The sequence below is a fragment of the Phytoamicus setariae genome (genome assembly GCF_016722925.1).
GTDB classification, from domain to species: domain Bacteria; phylum Pseudomonadota; class Alphaproteobacteria; order Rhizobiales; family Rhizobiaceae; genus Rhizobium_E; species Rhizobium_E setariae.
Map to the genome: position 1 here is coordinate 383408 of NZ_JAEQNC010000006.1, position 15147 is coordinate 398554.

Annotated in this window: 15 protein-coding genes; 11 read left to right on the forward strand and 4 right to left on the reverse strand. The window is 58.2% G+C overall.

Annotation, left to right across the window (positions count from 1 at the left end; genetic code table 11):
- Positions 1-146: 146 nt before the first annotated feature.
- Positions 147-533 (forward strand): winged helix-turn-helix transcriptional regulator, encoded by a 387-nt coding sequence (locus JJB09_RS13575; protein WP_246748717.1) that lies wholly within the window; start codon positions 147-149, stop codon positions 531-533.
- On the opposite strand, the gene JJB09_RS13580 is transcribed toward JJB09_RS13575, so the two are convergent.
- The 3 genes from JJB09_RS13580 to JJB09_RS13590 are packed head-to-tail and all read right to left on the reverse strand — an operon-like array spanning position 534 to position 4234.
- Complete coding sequence (locus tag JJB09_RS13580; protein WP_201658834.1) at positions 534-2009, reverse strand: aldehyde dehydrogenase family protein; 1476 nt, start codon at positions 2007-2009, stop codon at positions 534-536. It lies immediately after the preceding gene.
- Between the two features lie 13 nt (positions 2010-2022).
- The gene (locus JJB09_RS13585) at positions 2023-3288 is read right to left on the reverse strand and encodes a glycosyltransferase (RefSeq protein ID WP_201658837.1); all 1266 of its coding nucleotides are present in this window, start codon (positions 3286-3288) and stop codon (positions 2023-2025) included.
- 16 nt (positions 3289-3304) lie between these two features.
- Entirely contained in the window at positions 3305-4234 is a 930-nt protein-coding gene (locus JJB09_RS13590; protein ID WP_201658839.1) for a GntR family transcriptional regulator, read from the reverse strand.
- Between the two features lie 292 nt (positions 4235-4526).
- Between JJB09_RS13590 and JJB09_RS13595 the strand changes: the two genes are divergently transcribed.
- From JJB09_RS13595 to JJB09_RS13640, 10 genes are all read left to right on the forward strand, one after another.
- Positions 4527-5594, forward strand: coding sequence for a polyamine ABC transporter substrate-binding protein (locus JJB09_RS13595; RefSeq protein WP_343229022.1), 1068 nt, complete (start codon positions 4527-4529; stop codon positions 5592-5594).
- Positions 5595-5781: 187 nt separating this feature from the next.
- Positions 5782-6651 carry an ABC transporter permease gene (locus JJB09_RS13600; RefSeq protein ID WP_201658845.1) on the forward strand — a complete coding sequence of 290 codons (870 nt, stop codon included), beginning with the start codon at positions 5782-5784 and terminating at the stop codon, positions 6649-6651.
- Positions 6644-7429 (forward strand): ABC transporter permease, encoded by a 786-nt coding sequence (locus JJB09_RS13605; protein ID WP_201658848.1) that lies wholly within the window; start codon positions 6644-6646, stop codon positions 7427-7429. The genes JJB09_RS13600 and JJB09_RS13605 overlap by 8 nt, the downstream gene beginning before the upstream one ends.
- Complete coding sequence (locus JJB09_RS13610; RefSeq protein WP_246748704.1) at positions 7426-8478, forward strand: ABC transporter ATP-binding protein; 1053 nt, start codon at positions 7426-7428, stop codon at positions 8476-8478. Before JJB09_RS13605 ends, JJB09_RS13610 begins: the two co-directional genes overlap by 4 nt.
- Before the next feature lie 14 nt (positions 8479-8492).
- A complete protein-coding gene (locus JJB09_RS13615) occupies positions 8493-9788 on the forward strand; it encodes a nucleotide disphospho-sugar-binding domain-containing protein (protein WP_201658948.1) in 1296 nt (431 codons plus the stop codon).
- Positions 9781-10143: a cupin domain-containing protein gene (locus JJB09_RS13620; protein WP_201658854.1), complete on the forward strand. Its 363-nt coding sequence runs from the start codon at positions 9781-9783 to the stop codon at positions 10141-10143. Before JJB09_RS13615 ends, JJB09_RS13620 begins: the two co-directional genes overlap by 8 nt.
- 11 nt (positions 10144-10154) lie before the next feature.
- A complete protein-coding gene (locus tag JJB09_RS13625) occupies positions 10155-10499 on the forward strand; it encodes a cupin domain-containing protein (RefSeq protein ID WP_201658857.1) in 345 nt (114 codons plus the stop codon).
- A gap of 16 nt (positions 10500-10515) precedes the next feature.
- Positions 10516-10863, forward strand: a complete 348-nt coding sequence (locus JJB09_RS13630) for a cupin domain-containing protein (RefSeq protein ID WP_246748705.1) — start codon at positions 10516-10518, stop codon at positions 10861-10863.
- 76 nt (positions 10864-10939) lie between these two features.
- Positions 10940-12445: an aldehyde dehydrogenase family protein gene (locus tag JJB09_RS13635; RefSeq protein WP_201658860.1), complete on the forward strand. Its 1506-nt coding sequence runs from the start codon at positions 10940-10942 to the stop codon at positions 12443-12445.
- Positions 12446-12529: 84 nt separating this feature from the next.
- The gene (locus JJB09_RS13640; protein WP_201658863.1) at positions 12530-13717 is read left to right on the forward strand and encodes a saccharopine dehydrogenase family protein; all 1188 of its coding nucleotides are present in this window, start codon (positions 12530-12532) and stop codon (positions 13715-13717) included.
- Between the two features lie 274 nt (positions 13718-13991).
- Here the strand turns inward: JJB09_RS13640 and JJB09_RS13645 are convergent, their stop codons facing one another.
- Positions 13992-14888, reverse strand: coding sequence for an NAD-dependent epimerase/dehydratase family protein (locus tag JJB09_RS13645; RefSeq protein ID WP_201658866.1), 897 nt, complete (start codon positions 14886-14888; stop codon positions 13992-13994).
- Positions 14889-15147 lie beyond the last annotated feature (259 nt).

The window sequence follows — 15147 nt, forward strand, 5'->3', positions numbered from 1 at the left end:
GCCTTGCGAAATTCGACAATTGAGATATGGTCTCTTTTCGAGACCTACTCTTATCTAGAGACGGAATAACGTTTGTAAAGACGGCAGTTTTTTGTTGCCTGGTTACCTCGAAGGAACCACCCATGAATGAAATGCAGAAGATCGGCATGCCGAAATCACGTACTGAAGCGTTCGAGAAATACGGCTTCACCGCCGCCAATTGCCCAGTGCGCGACGTCATGGATCAGATAAGCGGCAAATGGAGCATCTTGATGATGCTGGAACTGATGGATGGACCGCAGCGCTTCGGTGAACTGCGCCGACGCGTTCCTGATATTTCCCAGCGCATGTTGACCCAGACACTACGGGACCTGCAGCGCGATGGTTATGTCAACCGCACCGTCTACCCGACCCAGCCGCCTGCCGTAGAATATGCACTCACTGATCTCGGCCACTCCTTCATGAAACCGCTCGTGGCACTGGTCGACTGGTCGGCAAGGCATCACGATCAGATCCGCGAGGCGCGTATGGCTTTTGACAAGGTTGCGATCTAGCTACTTGATGTACCAGCCCCAAGGCTCGTCGCTCGCAAACCCGGTGATCTGCTTGACCTCCAGATAGTTTTCGAATCCCCAGCGGCCGAGTTCACGACCGGTGCCCGACTGCTTGTAGCCACCCCATGGCGCATCGGTGAAGGTCGGCTGCGAGCAATTGATCCAGACGATGCCGGCTCGAAACGCACGGGCAACACGCTCTGCGCGTGCCAGGTCCTTCGACATGACTGCGGCCGCGAGGCCGTACTTGCTGTCATTGGCCATTCGGATTGCGTCCGCTTCGTTCTTGAACGGCTTGACGCAAACCACTGGCCCGAAGATCTCTTCCTTCCAGACCCAGGCGTCCTCGCTCATGTCGGTCAGCACCGTGGGTTCGATAAAGTAGCCTGTATTGAGCTCTGCCGGGCGCTGGCCGCCGGCGGCGACCTTGGCGCCTTCAGCCTTGCCACGCTCGATGGCGGCAAGAATCTTGTCGTACTGGCCGCGCGAAATGATCGGGCCAAGCAACGTGCCGTCATCCAAGCCGTTGCCGATCCTGATCTTTTTCGCTTCCTCGACAAGCCGGGCCAGCACCTTGCCGTAAATTGGCTCTTCAATCAGCACTCTGGAAGTTGCCGAACAGACCTGCCCCTGGTTCCAGAAGATGCCGAACATGATCCATTCAACGGCTTCCTCGATATCGCTGTCGGCAAACACCACGAAGGGCGACTTGCCGCCAAGCTCGAGGCTGACATTCTTGATATCCTGAGCGCCCGCGATCATCACCTTGCGGCCAGTCGCGACTGAGCCGGTGAAAGCCAGCTTGTCAATCAGCGGATGTTCGGTAATCGCTGCCCCCGCATCCTGTCCCAATCCGGTGACAATATTGAGAACGCCGTTCGGCAGACCGACTTCCTCAGCAATGGCACCGAGTTCCAGAGTGGTCAGCGAGGCGAGTTCCGAGGGTTTCAGCACCACCGTGCAGCCTGCGGCGAGCGCAGGTGCAACCTTCCAGGAAACCATCAGCAGCGGATAGTTCCAGGGCGTGATCGCGCCGACCACACCAAGCGGTTCGCGGATCACCCTGGAATTGAACCGTGCATCGCCAAGCGGAATTACCTCGTCCGGCTTTCCATCGGATTCTTCAGCCAGCTCGGCATAGAACCGAAAGCAGCCGGCAACGTCATCCATGTCCCAAGCTGCTTCAGGCAGCGGCTTGCCATTATCACGCACTTCGAGCCGCGCAAGGAAATCCTTCTTTTCGACGATCTTGTCGGCAATCGCGCGCAGAATACGTGCCCGTTCCGAACCCTTCATCTTCGGCCATGGTCCGTTGTCGAACGCCTCGCGGGCAGCCTTCACCGCCTTGTCTACGTCGGGCACAGTCGCCGCCGGGATCTTGTGGAACACTTCTTCAGTCGCAGGATCGGTGACATCAAGTACACCCCCAGCGACCGGAGCAACCCACTTGCCGTCGATGAAAAGCTTGTCCTGCATATTGAATACCCTTTCAGAGAAGGTCGAGAATGGTCTTTGCCGCCTTCGAAACACCGGCAGCGGCCTGCATTCGAAGACTGTTGTCCTTCAGACGCGTATGCATCGCCTTATCACCGGCCAAAGACGCAATTGCATCCGCAAGCTCTGTTTCCATCCAGCGATAGCGGTCGAGCTTGAGGCCGGTGCCGGTCTCCTCCGCACGCCGGGCATTGTCGTGACCATCCCAGCAATAGGGCATCACCAGTGACGGCACGCCGTAGTAGAGTGCCTCGCAAAAAGAGTTGTTGCCGCCGTGATGGATGAAGACGGTGGACTTCTCCACCACGGACGGCTGGGGAAACCAGCTCTCCAGCAGAACATTATCAGGAATATGGCTGTAGTCATCACGCCACGGCCCCGCGTTGACGATGAAACGGAAGGGCAGCGTGGCAAAAACCGAGATCATTCGCCTGATCATCGCCACATCCATGGCACCCAGGCTGCCGAAACTGGTGAGCACCAGCGGCTTGTCATTGCCGGCGGCGAATACCGGCATTGGATAGGGGGCTTCGTTGCGTACGCAGCCGTCGAGATAGACGAACTTCTGGGGATCAAGCGGTTGCTTGCGCTCGAAGCGGACGATTTCCGGAGATAGCAACAAATTGAGATGGCTGGACGCTTCCAGAAATTGCCCGGCTGGATATGGCTTGAGGCTACATTCCGCGAGGAAACCGTTGAACCGCCGGTGCGCGGGCGCGACTTCCCGAGCATAGCGCGCCTCGAAAACGTCCCAGTCCGCACCCTTCTTCGCACCGCAACCCGATAGGTAAGGCGGCACCAACGGATCCGGTATCTCCGTTTCGGCACAGGAAACCACCCTCACCCACGGAACACCCGCATTGGCGACTGCCGGAAACATCACGACGTTGTCGAGCACGATCGCGTCCGGGCGGATCTGTGCGATCAACCGTTTGAGCGGCTCTTCCGCACGGATTGCGGTGTCGACGATCGCATCCCAGGTAGGCGCGACATAGCTCGAAATCTGCTCGAGCGGCGACTGCTGGAAAGCACCCTTGTGGCGGTTGATGAAGGCGTTCCAGTCAACTTGACCGTCGCCTGCGCCGGAAGCAAGGCTGTATTCAGCAAAACCGTACTCGCTGAAGACACCGCGAAAATTCTCATGGCAGATGAACACTGGCCGGGCGCCCTGCCCGCGCAACTGCTGCGCAATACCGATGCAGTTCAGCGCCGCGCCGTAACTGGCCTCGGGAAACAGGGCTATGACTTTCTGCTTGGTCATTCAGGTCATGAACTTTCTAACCGGCGATACGGAATGCAATCGGCACGCCACGCCCGGCCAGGCGCGGTCGCTCGAAATGGGACATCTGGATATGCACACGCAGCAGGTCGGCGGCAAGATCGAACTGCTCGCGCTCGATCTGCTCGAGGATCTGGATATGCTCAAGATTGGACTGCATCAGCCGGAACGCGTTGATATGCATTGCGGGTTGTGAACTCTTGCGCCGACGATGATGCGTCACCAGCGCTTCGGACATGAATGGGTTTCCGGACCCTCGCGCAATCAACATGTGGAAATCGTAATCGGTCCGCTCGAACAGCTTTTGGTCAAAGTCGGACTCATTCATGCTGCGCAGGATCTCCATCGATTGCCGCAACGACATCAGCGCGGCTGCATCGCGCCGGAAACCGGGCATGGTCAATGCCAGCGGTTCGCAGGCCAGTCGGAATTCGTAGCTTTTGGCGACCGCATCGCCCGATATGGCAAATTGCTTGATCAGCCATTGCTGGCCCGGTGCACGCTCGGCCAGATTCTCCTCGGCCAGTTTCATCAGCGCATTTTGTACGGCGCTGCGGGAAGCAGCATAGCGGCGCTGCAGACTGGCGACTGTCTGTGAATCGCCGATGCGACCGGCCGAAATATCGCGAAGAATGGCGTTGTAAAGCTCAGTTTCTTCCGCTGGTGCAGCCTCGTCCTCCAGCCCCGGGAAAGACGCCGGCTCGATCGCCAATTGAAACCCACCCTCAGGCTCCGGCGCCACGATCTGCCGTTCAGCAAGAAACTGAAGCGCTTTCCTGATCGGAGTTCGCGATACATTGCAATGGGATGCGAGCGTTTGTTCAGTCAGGCGGCCACCCAGTGGGACCCCCCGCTCAATAGCATAGTCCAGTATTTTTTGCGCGAGTTCGACATGCCTCTGCCGAACCTTGCTGGTGATTTCTTCCATTTCGGACAAACATTCCCAAGCTTAGAACTCACGCTCATGCTGCCTTCTTCATAGTCCCAACGCAAGACCAACGAGAAAAAAACTTGGTTCATGCAGATTCACAGTTGACGTATTTTTTTTATAAATAATACTGTCATCCAGAAGCGGATCACAAAGACCGAACACCGGCAAACCGCTTGGGAACAAGAAATATAGGCCAGACGGCCGGCTGCTCTTAGGCATGCCGCTGGCAATAAAGGTTTTGCACCGCCGCGACCTCCCGGTCGACGGCGACAGCCATGGGAGAATTTTCGTGACCATTTCCTTGTGCCGCAGTACCGCGCGCGCTCTTGCCCTAGCAACTGCGGTTGCAGGCCTGTCGCTGAGCGCAGCCGCATCCAACGCCGCCGACCTCGTCATTTCTAACTGGGACGGCTACATGGCGAAGGACATCGCCGACAGCTTCAAGGCAGCGACAGGGTTGACCATCGAGGTTGTCAATCACGCCACCAACGAAGAAATCATGGGCAAGCTCATGGCCAGCCAGGGCAAGGGCTACGACGTGGTGTTCGTTTCCTCGCCCTTCGCCGAGATCCTGAACGGTCAGGGCATGGTCGAGCCGCTCGACCACGCGGCAATCCCGAACATCAAGAACCTTTATCCGGAAGCTGCCGCGCTGGCTTACGATCCCGGCAATGCTTATTCGGTTCCCTATACCTGGGGTAGCACCGGCCTCTGCTATCGGTCGGACCTCGTCAAGACGCCGGTCGACAGCTGGAACAGCCTCCTGAAACCTGATGCTGCGCTCAAGGGCAAGACAACCATGCTGGCGACCGACCGTTGGCTGATGGCCGCAGGCCTTCTGTCGCTCGGCTATTCCGTCAACGAAAAAGATCCGGCCAAGATCGAGCAAGCCAAGAACGTCCTGATCGAAGCCAAGAAGACACTGCTCGCCTATGACGATACGACCTTCTTTTCGAAGCTCGTTTCCGGTGAAGCACAGCTCGTTCAGGCTTGGGATGGCTGGTGCAACTACGGCATCACCGAGAACAAGGACATCAAGTACGTAGTGCCCAAGGAAGGTTCGGATCTCTGGGTCGATACGATCGTGGTGATGAAGAATTCCGAGCACAAGGACGCCGCAATGAAGTTCGTCGACTTCATTCTCGACGCCAAGAACCATGCCTGGGCCGCCCAGAACATCCTCTACAAGGTTCCGAACAAGCCGGCGATGGAAAGCCTCGATCCGGCGCTTGCCAAGCAATATCCGAACATGGCGATGAGCCCGGCGGAATTGGCGAAGTACGAACTGCTGCGCGATCTCGGCGCGAGCATGAAGGACTACTCCCGCGCCGTCAGCGAAATCAAGGCTGCCAACTAAGCGTCCTTGGCGATCTAGCCGGCCCCGCAACCGCGGGGTCAGGACACCGCACAAAACAATCAACGAGTCATCCTCGGGCTTGACCCTAGGAACCACACACACCCAACGCATCATTAGACCTTGGATCCTCGGGTCAAGCCCGAGGATGACTCGTGGAGATGCGCCAACAAACAGAACCCAGCAAAGCATGTCCTTTAACGCCACCAAACCGAACTGGCTTGCCGCCCCGGCCATCGCCTGGCTCATCATCTTCATGGTGCTGCCCTGCATATTGGTGCTGGCCTATGCATTTTTCCAGCGCGGTATGTTCGGGGGCATCGACTATGTCTTGACGTTCGAGAACTTCCAGCGCGTCGTCGATCCGCTTTATGCGAAGATCTTTCTGAACTCCGCGCGGATTGCGCTGACCACCACGCTGATTGCCATTCTTATTGCCTATCCCGCCGCCTATGCGATTGCGCGGGCGCCGCGAACTTGGCAGCCGATCCTGCTGTTCTTCGCCGTCCTGCCGTTCTGGAGCAACTACCTGATCCGCACCTACGCCTGGATCGTGCTGCTCAATCGGGAGGGCCTGTTCAACAATCTGCTGAAATGGCTGGGTTATACCGGCGAACCCCTTTCGCTGCTTTACACAGAGGGCGCCGTCATCACCGGCCTCGTCTATAACTACCTGCCCTTCGTGATCCTGGCGATCTATTCGACGCTCAGCCGCCTCAATCCGGAACTGATGGAAGCCTCACGCGACCTCGGCGCCGGCCCGATGCGGACCTTCTGGCGGGTCACCTTGCCACTGACACTGCCCGGCGTCGCAGCTGGAGGCGTCTTCGTCTTCGTGCTGTCGATCGGCAATTTCGTCACTCCGGCGCTTCTCGGCGGTGGGCGGTTCCAGATGATCGGCAACCTCGTCTACGATCAGTTCCTTACGGCCAATGACTGGCCGTTCGGCGCAGCACTTGGCATGACGCTGATCGCCATCATGATCGTGCTGCTTCTCCTGCAGGCGCGCGCGACGTCGCATGCCTCGGGCGAGACCAAGGGAGCACGCGAAGATGCGTAAGACCCGTGAAAAACTCTACGGCCGGCTGACGCTGGTGCTGGTCTTCGGCTTCCTCTACCTGCCGATTGCGGTACTCGTGCTGCTTTCATTCAATGCATCGGGCCTGCCGACCACTTGGTCCGGTTTCTCTACCAAATGGTATGTATCACTGTTCGGCAATAGCGAAATCCTGCGCGCCGCCTGGAACACGCTTGTCGTCGCCATATTCGCCACCCTCATCTCGACAGTGCTGGGAACGATGCTGGCGCTAGGAATGGAAGCAAGGCGGCGGAAATCCAATTCGTTGGAAGCACTTGCCTTCGCCCCGATGGTCATCCCGGACATTGTGTTGGCAGTTGCGTTGCTCAGTTTCTTGTCGCGGCTGAATCTGACGCTCGGGTTGCATACGATCGTCATAAGCCATGTGGTCTTCGATCTCGCCTTCGTCTGCTCGGTCGTCCGCGCGCGGCTCAAGAACTTCGACTATTCGATCGTCGAGGCCTCGCGCGATCTCGGCGGCTCGGCCTGGACGACATTCTGGCGAGTGACTTTTCCGGTCATTCTGCCGGCAATCATTGCAGGGGCGCTGCTGTCCTTCACGCTCTCGGTCGACGAGTTCATCATCGCCTTCTTCACCGCCGGTGCCGGCCGCTCCTCGATCACGCTGCCGATGCAGATCTATTCGATGATCCGCTTCGGCGTGACGCCGGAGATCAACGCACTTGCAACCCTCGTCATGGGCGTCAGCGCCACCGCTCTGCTCATTTCCCAATGGCTGAACCGGGAACAGTTTTCATGAATACCACCACCAATCCCCAGCCATTGCTGAAGATCGATGCCGTCGCCAAGAACTTCGGACCGGTGACCGCAGTCGACAATGTCAGCATCGATATCAAGGAAAACGAGTTCTTCGCCCTGCTCGGCCCTTCCGGTTGCGGCAAGACCACCCTTCTGAGAATGCTGGCTGGCTTCGAGAGCCCCAACTCTGGCCGTATCCTGCTGTCAGGCAAGGATATCTCGCCGCTGCCCCCGGAAAAGCGGCCACTCAACCTGATGTTCCAGTCTTACGCCCTGTTTCCGCATATGACGGTTCGCCAGAACCTCAACTACGGGCTGGAGATGGAAGGCCTGGCGAAGGCCGAAATCAAACGCCGCGTTGACGAAACGCTTGCCTCAACCGATCTGACGAACTTCGCCGATCGCAAACCGGAGCAACTCTCCGGAGGCCAGAAGCAGCGCGTGGCGCTCGCTCGTGCGCTTGTCAAGCGACCCAAGGTACTACTGCTGGACGAGCCGCTCGGCGCGCTGGACAAGAAGCTGCGCGAACGCATGCAACTCGAACTCAAGCGCCTGCAGCATGAAGCCGGCATCACCTTCATCATCGTCACCCACGACCAGGAAGAGGCGCTGGTGATGGCCGATCGCATGGCGATCCTGAGGGATGGCAAGCTCTTGCAGGTCGGCACTCCGGAAGAAATCTACGAAACGCCATCCGATCGTTTCGTGGCAAACTTCATCGGCATCATGAACTTTATCGATGGCGAAGTGGATGGCGAGGGCCGATTCACCGCCGATGGCACAACATTTCCGATGCCCGGCATTCATCCCAAAGGTAAGGCAACGCTTGCCATGCGACCTGAACACATGTCGATTTCGTCATCCGGCGACGGCCTGCGCGGCAAGATCTCCGACATTGCCTATCACGGGCTCGACCGCGTGCTGCACATCGCCAGCCCGGCATCCGCTCAACCCGTCCAGCTCCGCATCCCCGCATCCGAGGGGCAGAATTATGCGCCAGGTCAGCCGGTGGCGCTCGCATTCAACACGGCCAAGGGCCGACTTTACTGATTTGAGGAAGGACCATAATGTCAAAAACCATCGCATTCTTCCCGGAGGCAGCATTCGGCCCGGCGCTGAATTCCGTCGGCATCGCCCAGGCCGTTGAGGCACTCGGCCACAAGGCGGTATTTCTCTCTGATCCGGGCTTCGTGTCTGTCTATGAGGGCTATGGATTCGAGGCTCATCCGGTCAATCTCTCGGCACCGATGCCGGCCGAACAAATGGCCAAGTTCTGGGAAGACTTCATCAACGGCCACATCCCGAACTTCCGCAAGAGCCCTTACGAGCAGATCGACAACTATGTGAAGGACTGCTGGACCGCCATCGTTGACAGCGCCAAATGGGCCGAGAAGGACCTGCCGGGCGTCTTGGCAAAAATCCAGCCGGACCTGATCTGCGTCGACAACGTCATCCTATTTCCGGCGATCAAGCAATACGGCAAGCCGTGGGTTCGCATTATCTCCTGTTCGGAGAATGAAATCGAAGACGACAAGATCCCGCCGCATCTGTCGGGTTGCCGTCAGGACGATCACGCCGGCCACGAGGCCTATCGCGCCCGTTTTAACGAAGTCATTCGGCCCATCCATGAGGACTTCAATACCTTCCTCGAGGGAACGGGCGAGGCAGCCTATCCCATCGGCCAGTTCTTCGAAGCCTCTCCCTTCATGAACCTGCTTCTTTATCCCGAACCGGTAAAATTCGAACGCGGACATCCGCTCGATCCCAACCAGTTCCAGTATCTCGAAGGCTGCGTCCGCAAGGAAAAACCCTACGAGGTACCGACCTTCGCCGCCAACAACGACAAGCCGCTCATCTACATCTCCTTCGGTTCGCTGGGTGCCGGCGATACTGACCTGCTGAAGCGCCTCATTGAGACGATCGGCAAGCTGCCCTACCGGGCACTCGTCAATGTCGGAGACTACAAGGACCAGTATGACAATCTTCCGGGCAATGTGAAAATCGACAGCTGGTTTCCGCAACCATCGGTCATCCCGCAGATCGATGCGGCCATCCACCATGGCGGCAACAACTCGTTCACTGAGTGCCTCTATTTCGGCAAGCCGGCGATCATCATGCCTTATGTCTGGGACGGCCACGACAATGCGACCCGCGTCGACGAGACCGGCCACGGTTTCAAGATGCCGCGCTACGAATGGACCGACGCCGATCTGGCGGCCAAGCTCGATGCCTGCATCAACGACCCCAAGATGAAGGCCAGGCTCGCCGCGACTTCGGCCCACATGCAGGGACGTAACGGCCCCGAAAAGGCTGCGGGCATTCTCGATGAACTCGTAAAGACGGGGAAGTATGATGGTTGAAACACTAAAATCCTCCGCTCCGCACATTCATGATGCCACCACCTTCGATGACCTCGTCGATTGGGGCGCTCAACCCGACTGCGCGGAAGGCCAATCGCATTCGACCGGCCGCCTCCTGTTCAAGGGACCGAACAACCAGCCTGAGACCGGCATATGGGTCTGTACACCCGGACGCTGGAAGCTCTCTATTCCGCGTGACGAGTTCTGCCATTTCGTAGCGGGTCGCGCGACATACAGGTCGGAAAGCGGCGAGACCATCGACGTCGAAGCTGGTACAGCGGTGATGTTTCCGGCCGGGTGGACCGGCGAGTGCACGGTCCACGAGACCATGCGCAACATCTACATGCTTGCTTGAGGAGCTTACACATGAAGACACCGAACTGGGCCGATTACGATGCAGTCGAAATGGAAGACCTGGGCGTCAGCCCTGCCACCATATCCGGGACGCCGCGCGTTCATCTGAAAGTGCTGGCGGCGATGGACAACGGCAAGGGCGAGTGCGGAATTTGGTCCTGCACGCCCGGCGAACGCACAATCGTCTTCGACCATGACGAGTTCTGCCACTTCCTGGGCGGCGAAGGCGTCTATGTCAGGGACAACGGCGAGGAAATTCCGGTCAAAGCCGGATCGATGGTCTATTTCCCGAATGGTTGGACCGGTCGTTCGATCATCACCAAAACACTGTCCAAGGCCTTCATGGCCCGCTCATGAAAACAAGGAAACACCAATGACTGCCACCCCGCTGATGCGCAAGCCGCTCGAACAGGCCGAACTCGTTGATTGGGGCACCATCCCGACGATGATCGAGGGCGTTTCCCATGTCTCCGGCAAATTCATCCACAAGGGTCCGAATGGCGAAAGCGAGTGCGGCCTCTGGATCTGCACGCCGGGCAAGTGGGATTGCCACGTCACACGCGACGAGTTCTGCCATTTCCTCGAAGGTCGCAGCACCTATGTGCACGAGAGCGGCGAGGTGATCGAGATCACGCCGGATACTGCCGCCTTCTTCCCCAAGGACTGGAAGGGTGTCTGCACCGTCCATGAGACGATCAAGAAAGTCTACATGATCCGCTGATCACGATCTTGGCGCAAATAAACTCGCCCCGTCAAAGCGGGGTGAGAACCCTGTCCGTTACCCGAAAGAAAATCCAATGTTCGATCCGCAAAAGCCTGTCTTCTACCAGCACCCGAACTACGTGGACGCAACGGGCAAGGTTATCGACATCACCAATCCCGCCACTCTTGCGCATGAAGGAAGGATCGCTGAAACAACCGGCGATGAGCTCCAGGCAGTACTGAAGGCAACCAAAGCCGCCCAGAAGCAGTGGAAGGCGATGGATGCCAAGACGCGGGCCACTATCCTGCATCGCGTCGCCAACAAGATTGAAGCCACCGACATGCGTATCTGCGCTGAACTGATGGTTCGCGAAATGGGCAAGCCCTATCCCGAAGCCATCGGTGAAGTCGCCAACTGCGCCGGTGCTTTTCGATATTTTGCCGAAATGGCGCGTGATGAGGCGGGAAAAATCGCGGGAACGACCCAGACCGGCTCGTTTCAATATGCGCGCTATGAGCCGGTCGGCGTCTCCGTCCACATCATGCCGTTCAATTTCCCCATCCTGTTGATGTGCTGGACGGTTGCCGCTTCACTTGCCTCCGGCAACGGTTGCATCATCAAGCCGGCTCTGGCGACAACCTTGTCGACCTTGAAGTTCATGGAAGTGTTCGAGGCGCTTCCAGAGGGGCTGATCGCCTGCGTCCCCGGAGGGGCGGATGTGGCGCAGATGCTGATCGCCTCCCCCCTTACCCACGCAGTCGCCTTCACCGGCTCGGTGGCAGCCGGCAAGGCTGTCGCATCCGCCGCTGCGGTGCAGATGAAACCGGCGGTTATCGAGGCCGGCGGCTCCGATCCGTTGATCGTCACCCGGCACGCGCCCATCGAAATTGCGGCTGCCGGAGCAGTAACGGCGGCGTTCCATCTTTCCGGCCAAGTGTGCACATCTGCCGAACGTTTTTTCGTCGTGGATGAAGTCCACGACGAATTCGTGCGTAATTTTGTGAAAGAGGCGCAACGTTTACGCGTCGGCAATGGGCTCGAAAAAGCCGAAATCGGCCCCTTGGTCAGCGAGGCCGCGCGCGCAAAAGTCATCCGGCTCGTGGATGCAGCGATAGCGGCCGGAGCCAAGGCTGTTATTGGTGGAAAGATACCCGCCGATCAACCTGTCGGATGGTTTTATGAGCCCACCATCCTCATCGACGTGACCCCGGACATGGCCATCATGCGCGAAGAGTGCTTCGGCCCGGTCGCCGCGATCTGCAAGGTGCGTGATTTCGATGAAGCGATCGAGCGCGCCAACGACAGCGAATTCGGTCTCGGCGCCTCGGTGTTCACCACCTCGCTCGAAGAGGCCATGGAAGCCGCCGAGCGGCTCGAGGCCGGCATGGTCTGGGTCAACAATCCGTTGATCGACAACGACGCCCTGCCCTTCGGCGGCTGGAAAATGTCCGGATTGGGCCGCGAACTCTCCCGGCTTGGCCTGGACACATTCCGCCGAACGAAAATGGTGATCATCGACCACAAGCCGGTGCGGCAGGGCTGGTGGTATCCTTACCCGGATGAGTGGTTCTACGAAACCGGCGGGCGCAAGCATACCTAATTTTGCTGAATTGACCTCCATATGCTCCGTAGGAGCATATGGAGGTCAAGCGCCAGCAGTTGTAAAATTAGGGAAGACAAGCAAATGATCATCACCATCCTCGGCGGCGCTGGCTTCATGGGGGCAGGCATCGTCCGCGACCTGATTTCGGATCGCGCCATCATCGACATCACGAAAATCCGCATCTGCGATACGTCGCGGCCGCGCATGGAGGCATTGGTCGCCGATCTCGGCGATGCCAGGCTCGAGCTTTTCGACCTCGATGTCACGGATCCTGCGCGGCTAGCTGCGGCCATCTCCGGTGCCGACATCTGCATCAACTGCGTACCGACGCTGGCCGGTCACCAGATGGTGATTTTCGAAGCGGCATTTGCGGCGCGGGTGCCTTATGTCGACCTCGGCGGGCTCGGCACCTTCACTGTCAAGCAGATTGCCGAGCACGAGCGCTTCAAGGCCGCCGGCATGACTGCCGTCACCGGCATTGGAGCAGATCCCGGCATGTCCAACGTCATCTGCCGGGCGGTCGCCGACGAACTCGACGAAATTGACCGGATCAACCTCTACTGGGCCGCCGAACTGGTCGGCGACGAGAACCCTGTGCTGGTACCGCCCTATTCCGTCTCCACCGTGCTTGCCGAATATGCCCATCCCTCGACGCAATTCCTCGATGGAAAGCATGTCACCTGCGAACCGATGACCGGCGTCGAAGTCATCGACCTGCCCGAGCCGTGGGGCCGCTGCGAATTCATGTATTCGCCGCATTCCGAACAGCTTACGGTACCGCTTGCCGAAGGCATTTCGGAAAAGGGCATCCAGGAATTCACCTGGAAACTGCACCTTCCGCATCGGGAGCATGAAGCCTGGGTCGGACTGGTCAAAGCCGGATTTGGCGATTTCAATGACCCGATCGAGATCAATGGCGTTGCGGTCAAGCCGCTGGATGTTCTCGCCAAGATCATACAGCGCAACATCGAGAAAAGCGGCGAGCGGATCCCCGAACAGCAGAGCCATGAAATCCATTTCGCCATCGGACACGGCCGCAAGAACGGCAAGCCATGTACCGTCCGCTGCGACGTGATCGTCACGCCCGATCCGATGTATGACGGCTATCTCGACGCCTGCACCTCGATGAACGCTTCCATCGCAGCGCAACTGATCCTCAAATATCCGAAGAAACCGGGTGTCTATGCGCCGGAGGGCTACTTCGATGTCGAGACCTATTTTCCAGAGCTGGAAAAGCGGAAATTCCGGATCGTGAAGACGATCACCTGAGCGCATTGTCCCCGGGTGCGCTCTGCTTGGCGGCGCCCGCGGCGTGTGGACGCCGGAGGCAAGCCGCGAGGAGATCGTGCGTGTTGCCCCGGCTTGCCCTCGAGAGCCATCAGGGTAGACCGCAAGGACGGCGATCACGATTTTCCCTCAACCAATAGCCCGCTGACCATCACCGGGCTATTTGAGATTGCATCCTGTACCAGCCGCGCATTGCTCAGTTCCGACGCTGGGGTCGGCTATATTGCGACCACAAGACGACGGACTTCAATACGCCCTAGCCGGCCGCTACGTATTTCCGCCAGTCGTGCTCTTCCTTGAAGCCCAGAACCTCGCGGATCTTTCGGTTGGAAAGCAACCCTTCGAACTCACCGATCTCGCGGGCAAAACGGACATTCGGGTAGAAGCGCGCAGCCAGTTCTCGGGATGGCGTGTTGGCCGAAACGGTGTCGTTGCAGGCGTTGAATACTTGGTAACCCATGCCGTCCTTTTCGATGCAGAGATGGACGATCTGTCCTAGATCGCGCGCGTCGATATAGGACCAGGCGATCCGCTTGCGGATCGCAGGATCGGCAAAGAAACGGGGAAACTCCGCGTATTCGTGCGGTTCGATGACATTACCAATACGCAACGCATAGATGTCCGCACCGGAGCGTTCCGCGAAAGCCCGTGCAGTTTTCTCGTTCAGAACCTTGGACAAGCCATAGGAGTCCATCGGATTGACATCATAGTCTTCCTCCAGCGGGAACTGGTGGAAATCACGATGCCCCTCGGCAAAGCAGACGCCATAGGTCGTTTCGCTCGATGCTACGATGATCTTGCGCACGCCGAGTTTCACCGCTGCCTCAATGACGTTGTAGGTTCCCATCGTATTAATGCGGAAGGTCTCGTTGTCAGGCTTGATCAGGATGCGTGGTACGGCGGCAAAGTGCACGACGGCGTCGAAAGGCTGTGGGCCTTTGCCGTGGTCGAGGTCCGGAAAGTCCCGGTGCATGGAGAGCGAGTTGTAAACCTGTCCCGCATCGGTGATGTCGACGATCAGATTGGTCACGCCTGGGCTGTCGAGCGGCACGAGATCGATATTGTGCACGTCGTATCCGGCATTGATCAGCCAGGGCACAACATGCCGCCCTGCCTTACCTGAGCCACCTGTAAACAAAATACGCTTTTTCATATCGGTACCCTCCACAAACATGTCGCGACGGCATAACCAATTCGTATGACAATTTCCAGCTTCTTGGTTCGGTTAGCCTGGACAGAGTGCAACCCCCAGACGCGAAAAGGCCCGGCTGTTGCCAGCTGGGCCTTTGCTTATGAAGTAAGTAAACCTCCACCTACGGTGGAGGACTGGACGTGTTCTACATCGTAGTTGAGAGACCTCCGTGCTTGGACCGCTATTTTATGCGCGACACAGAACGGAGGTTCTATGGACG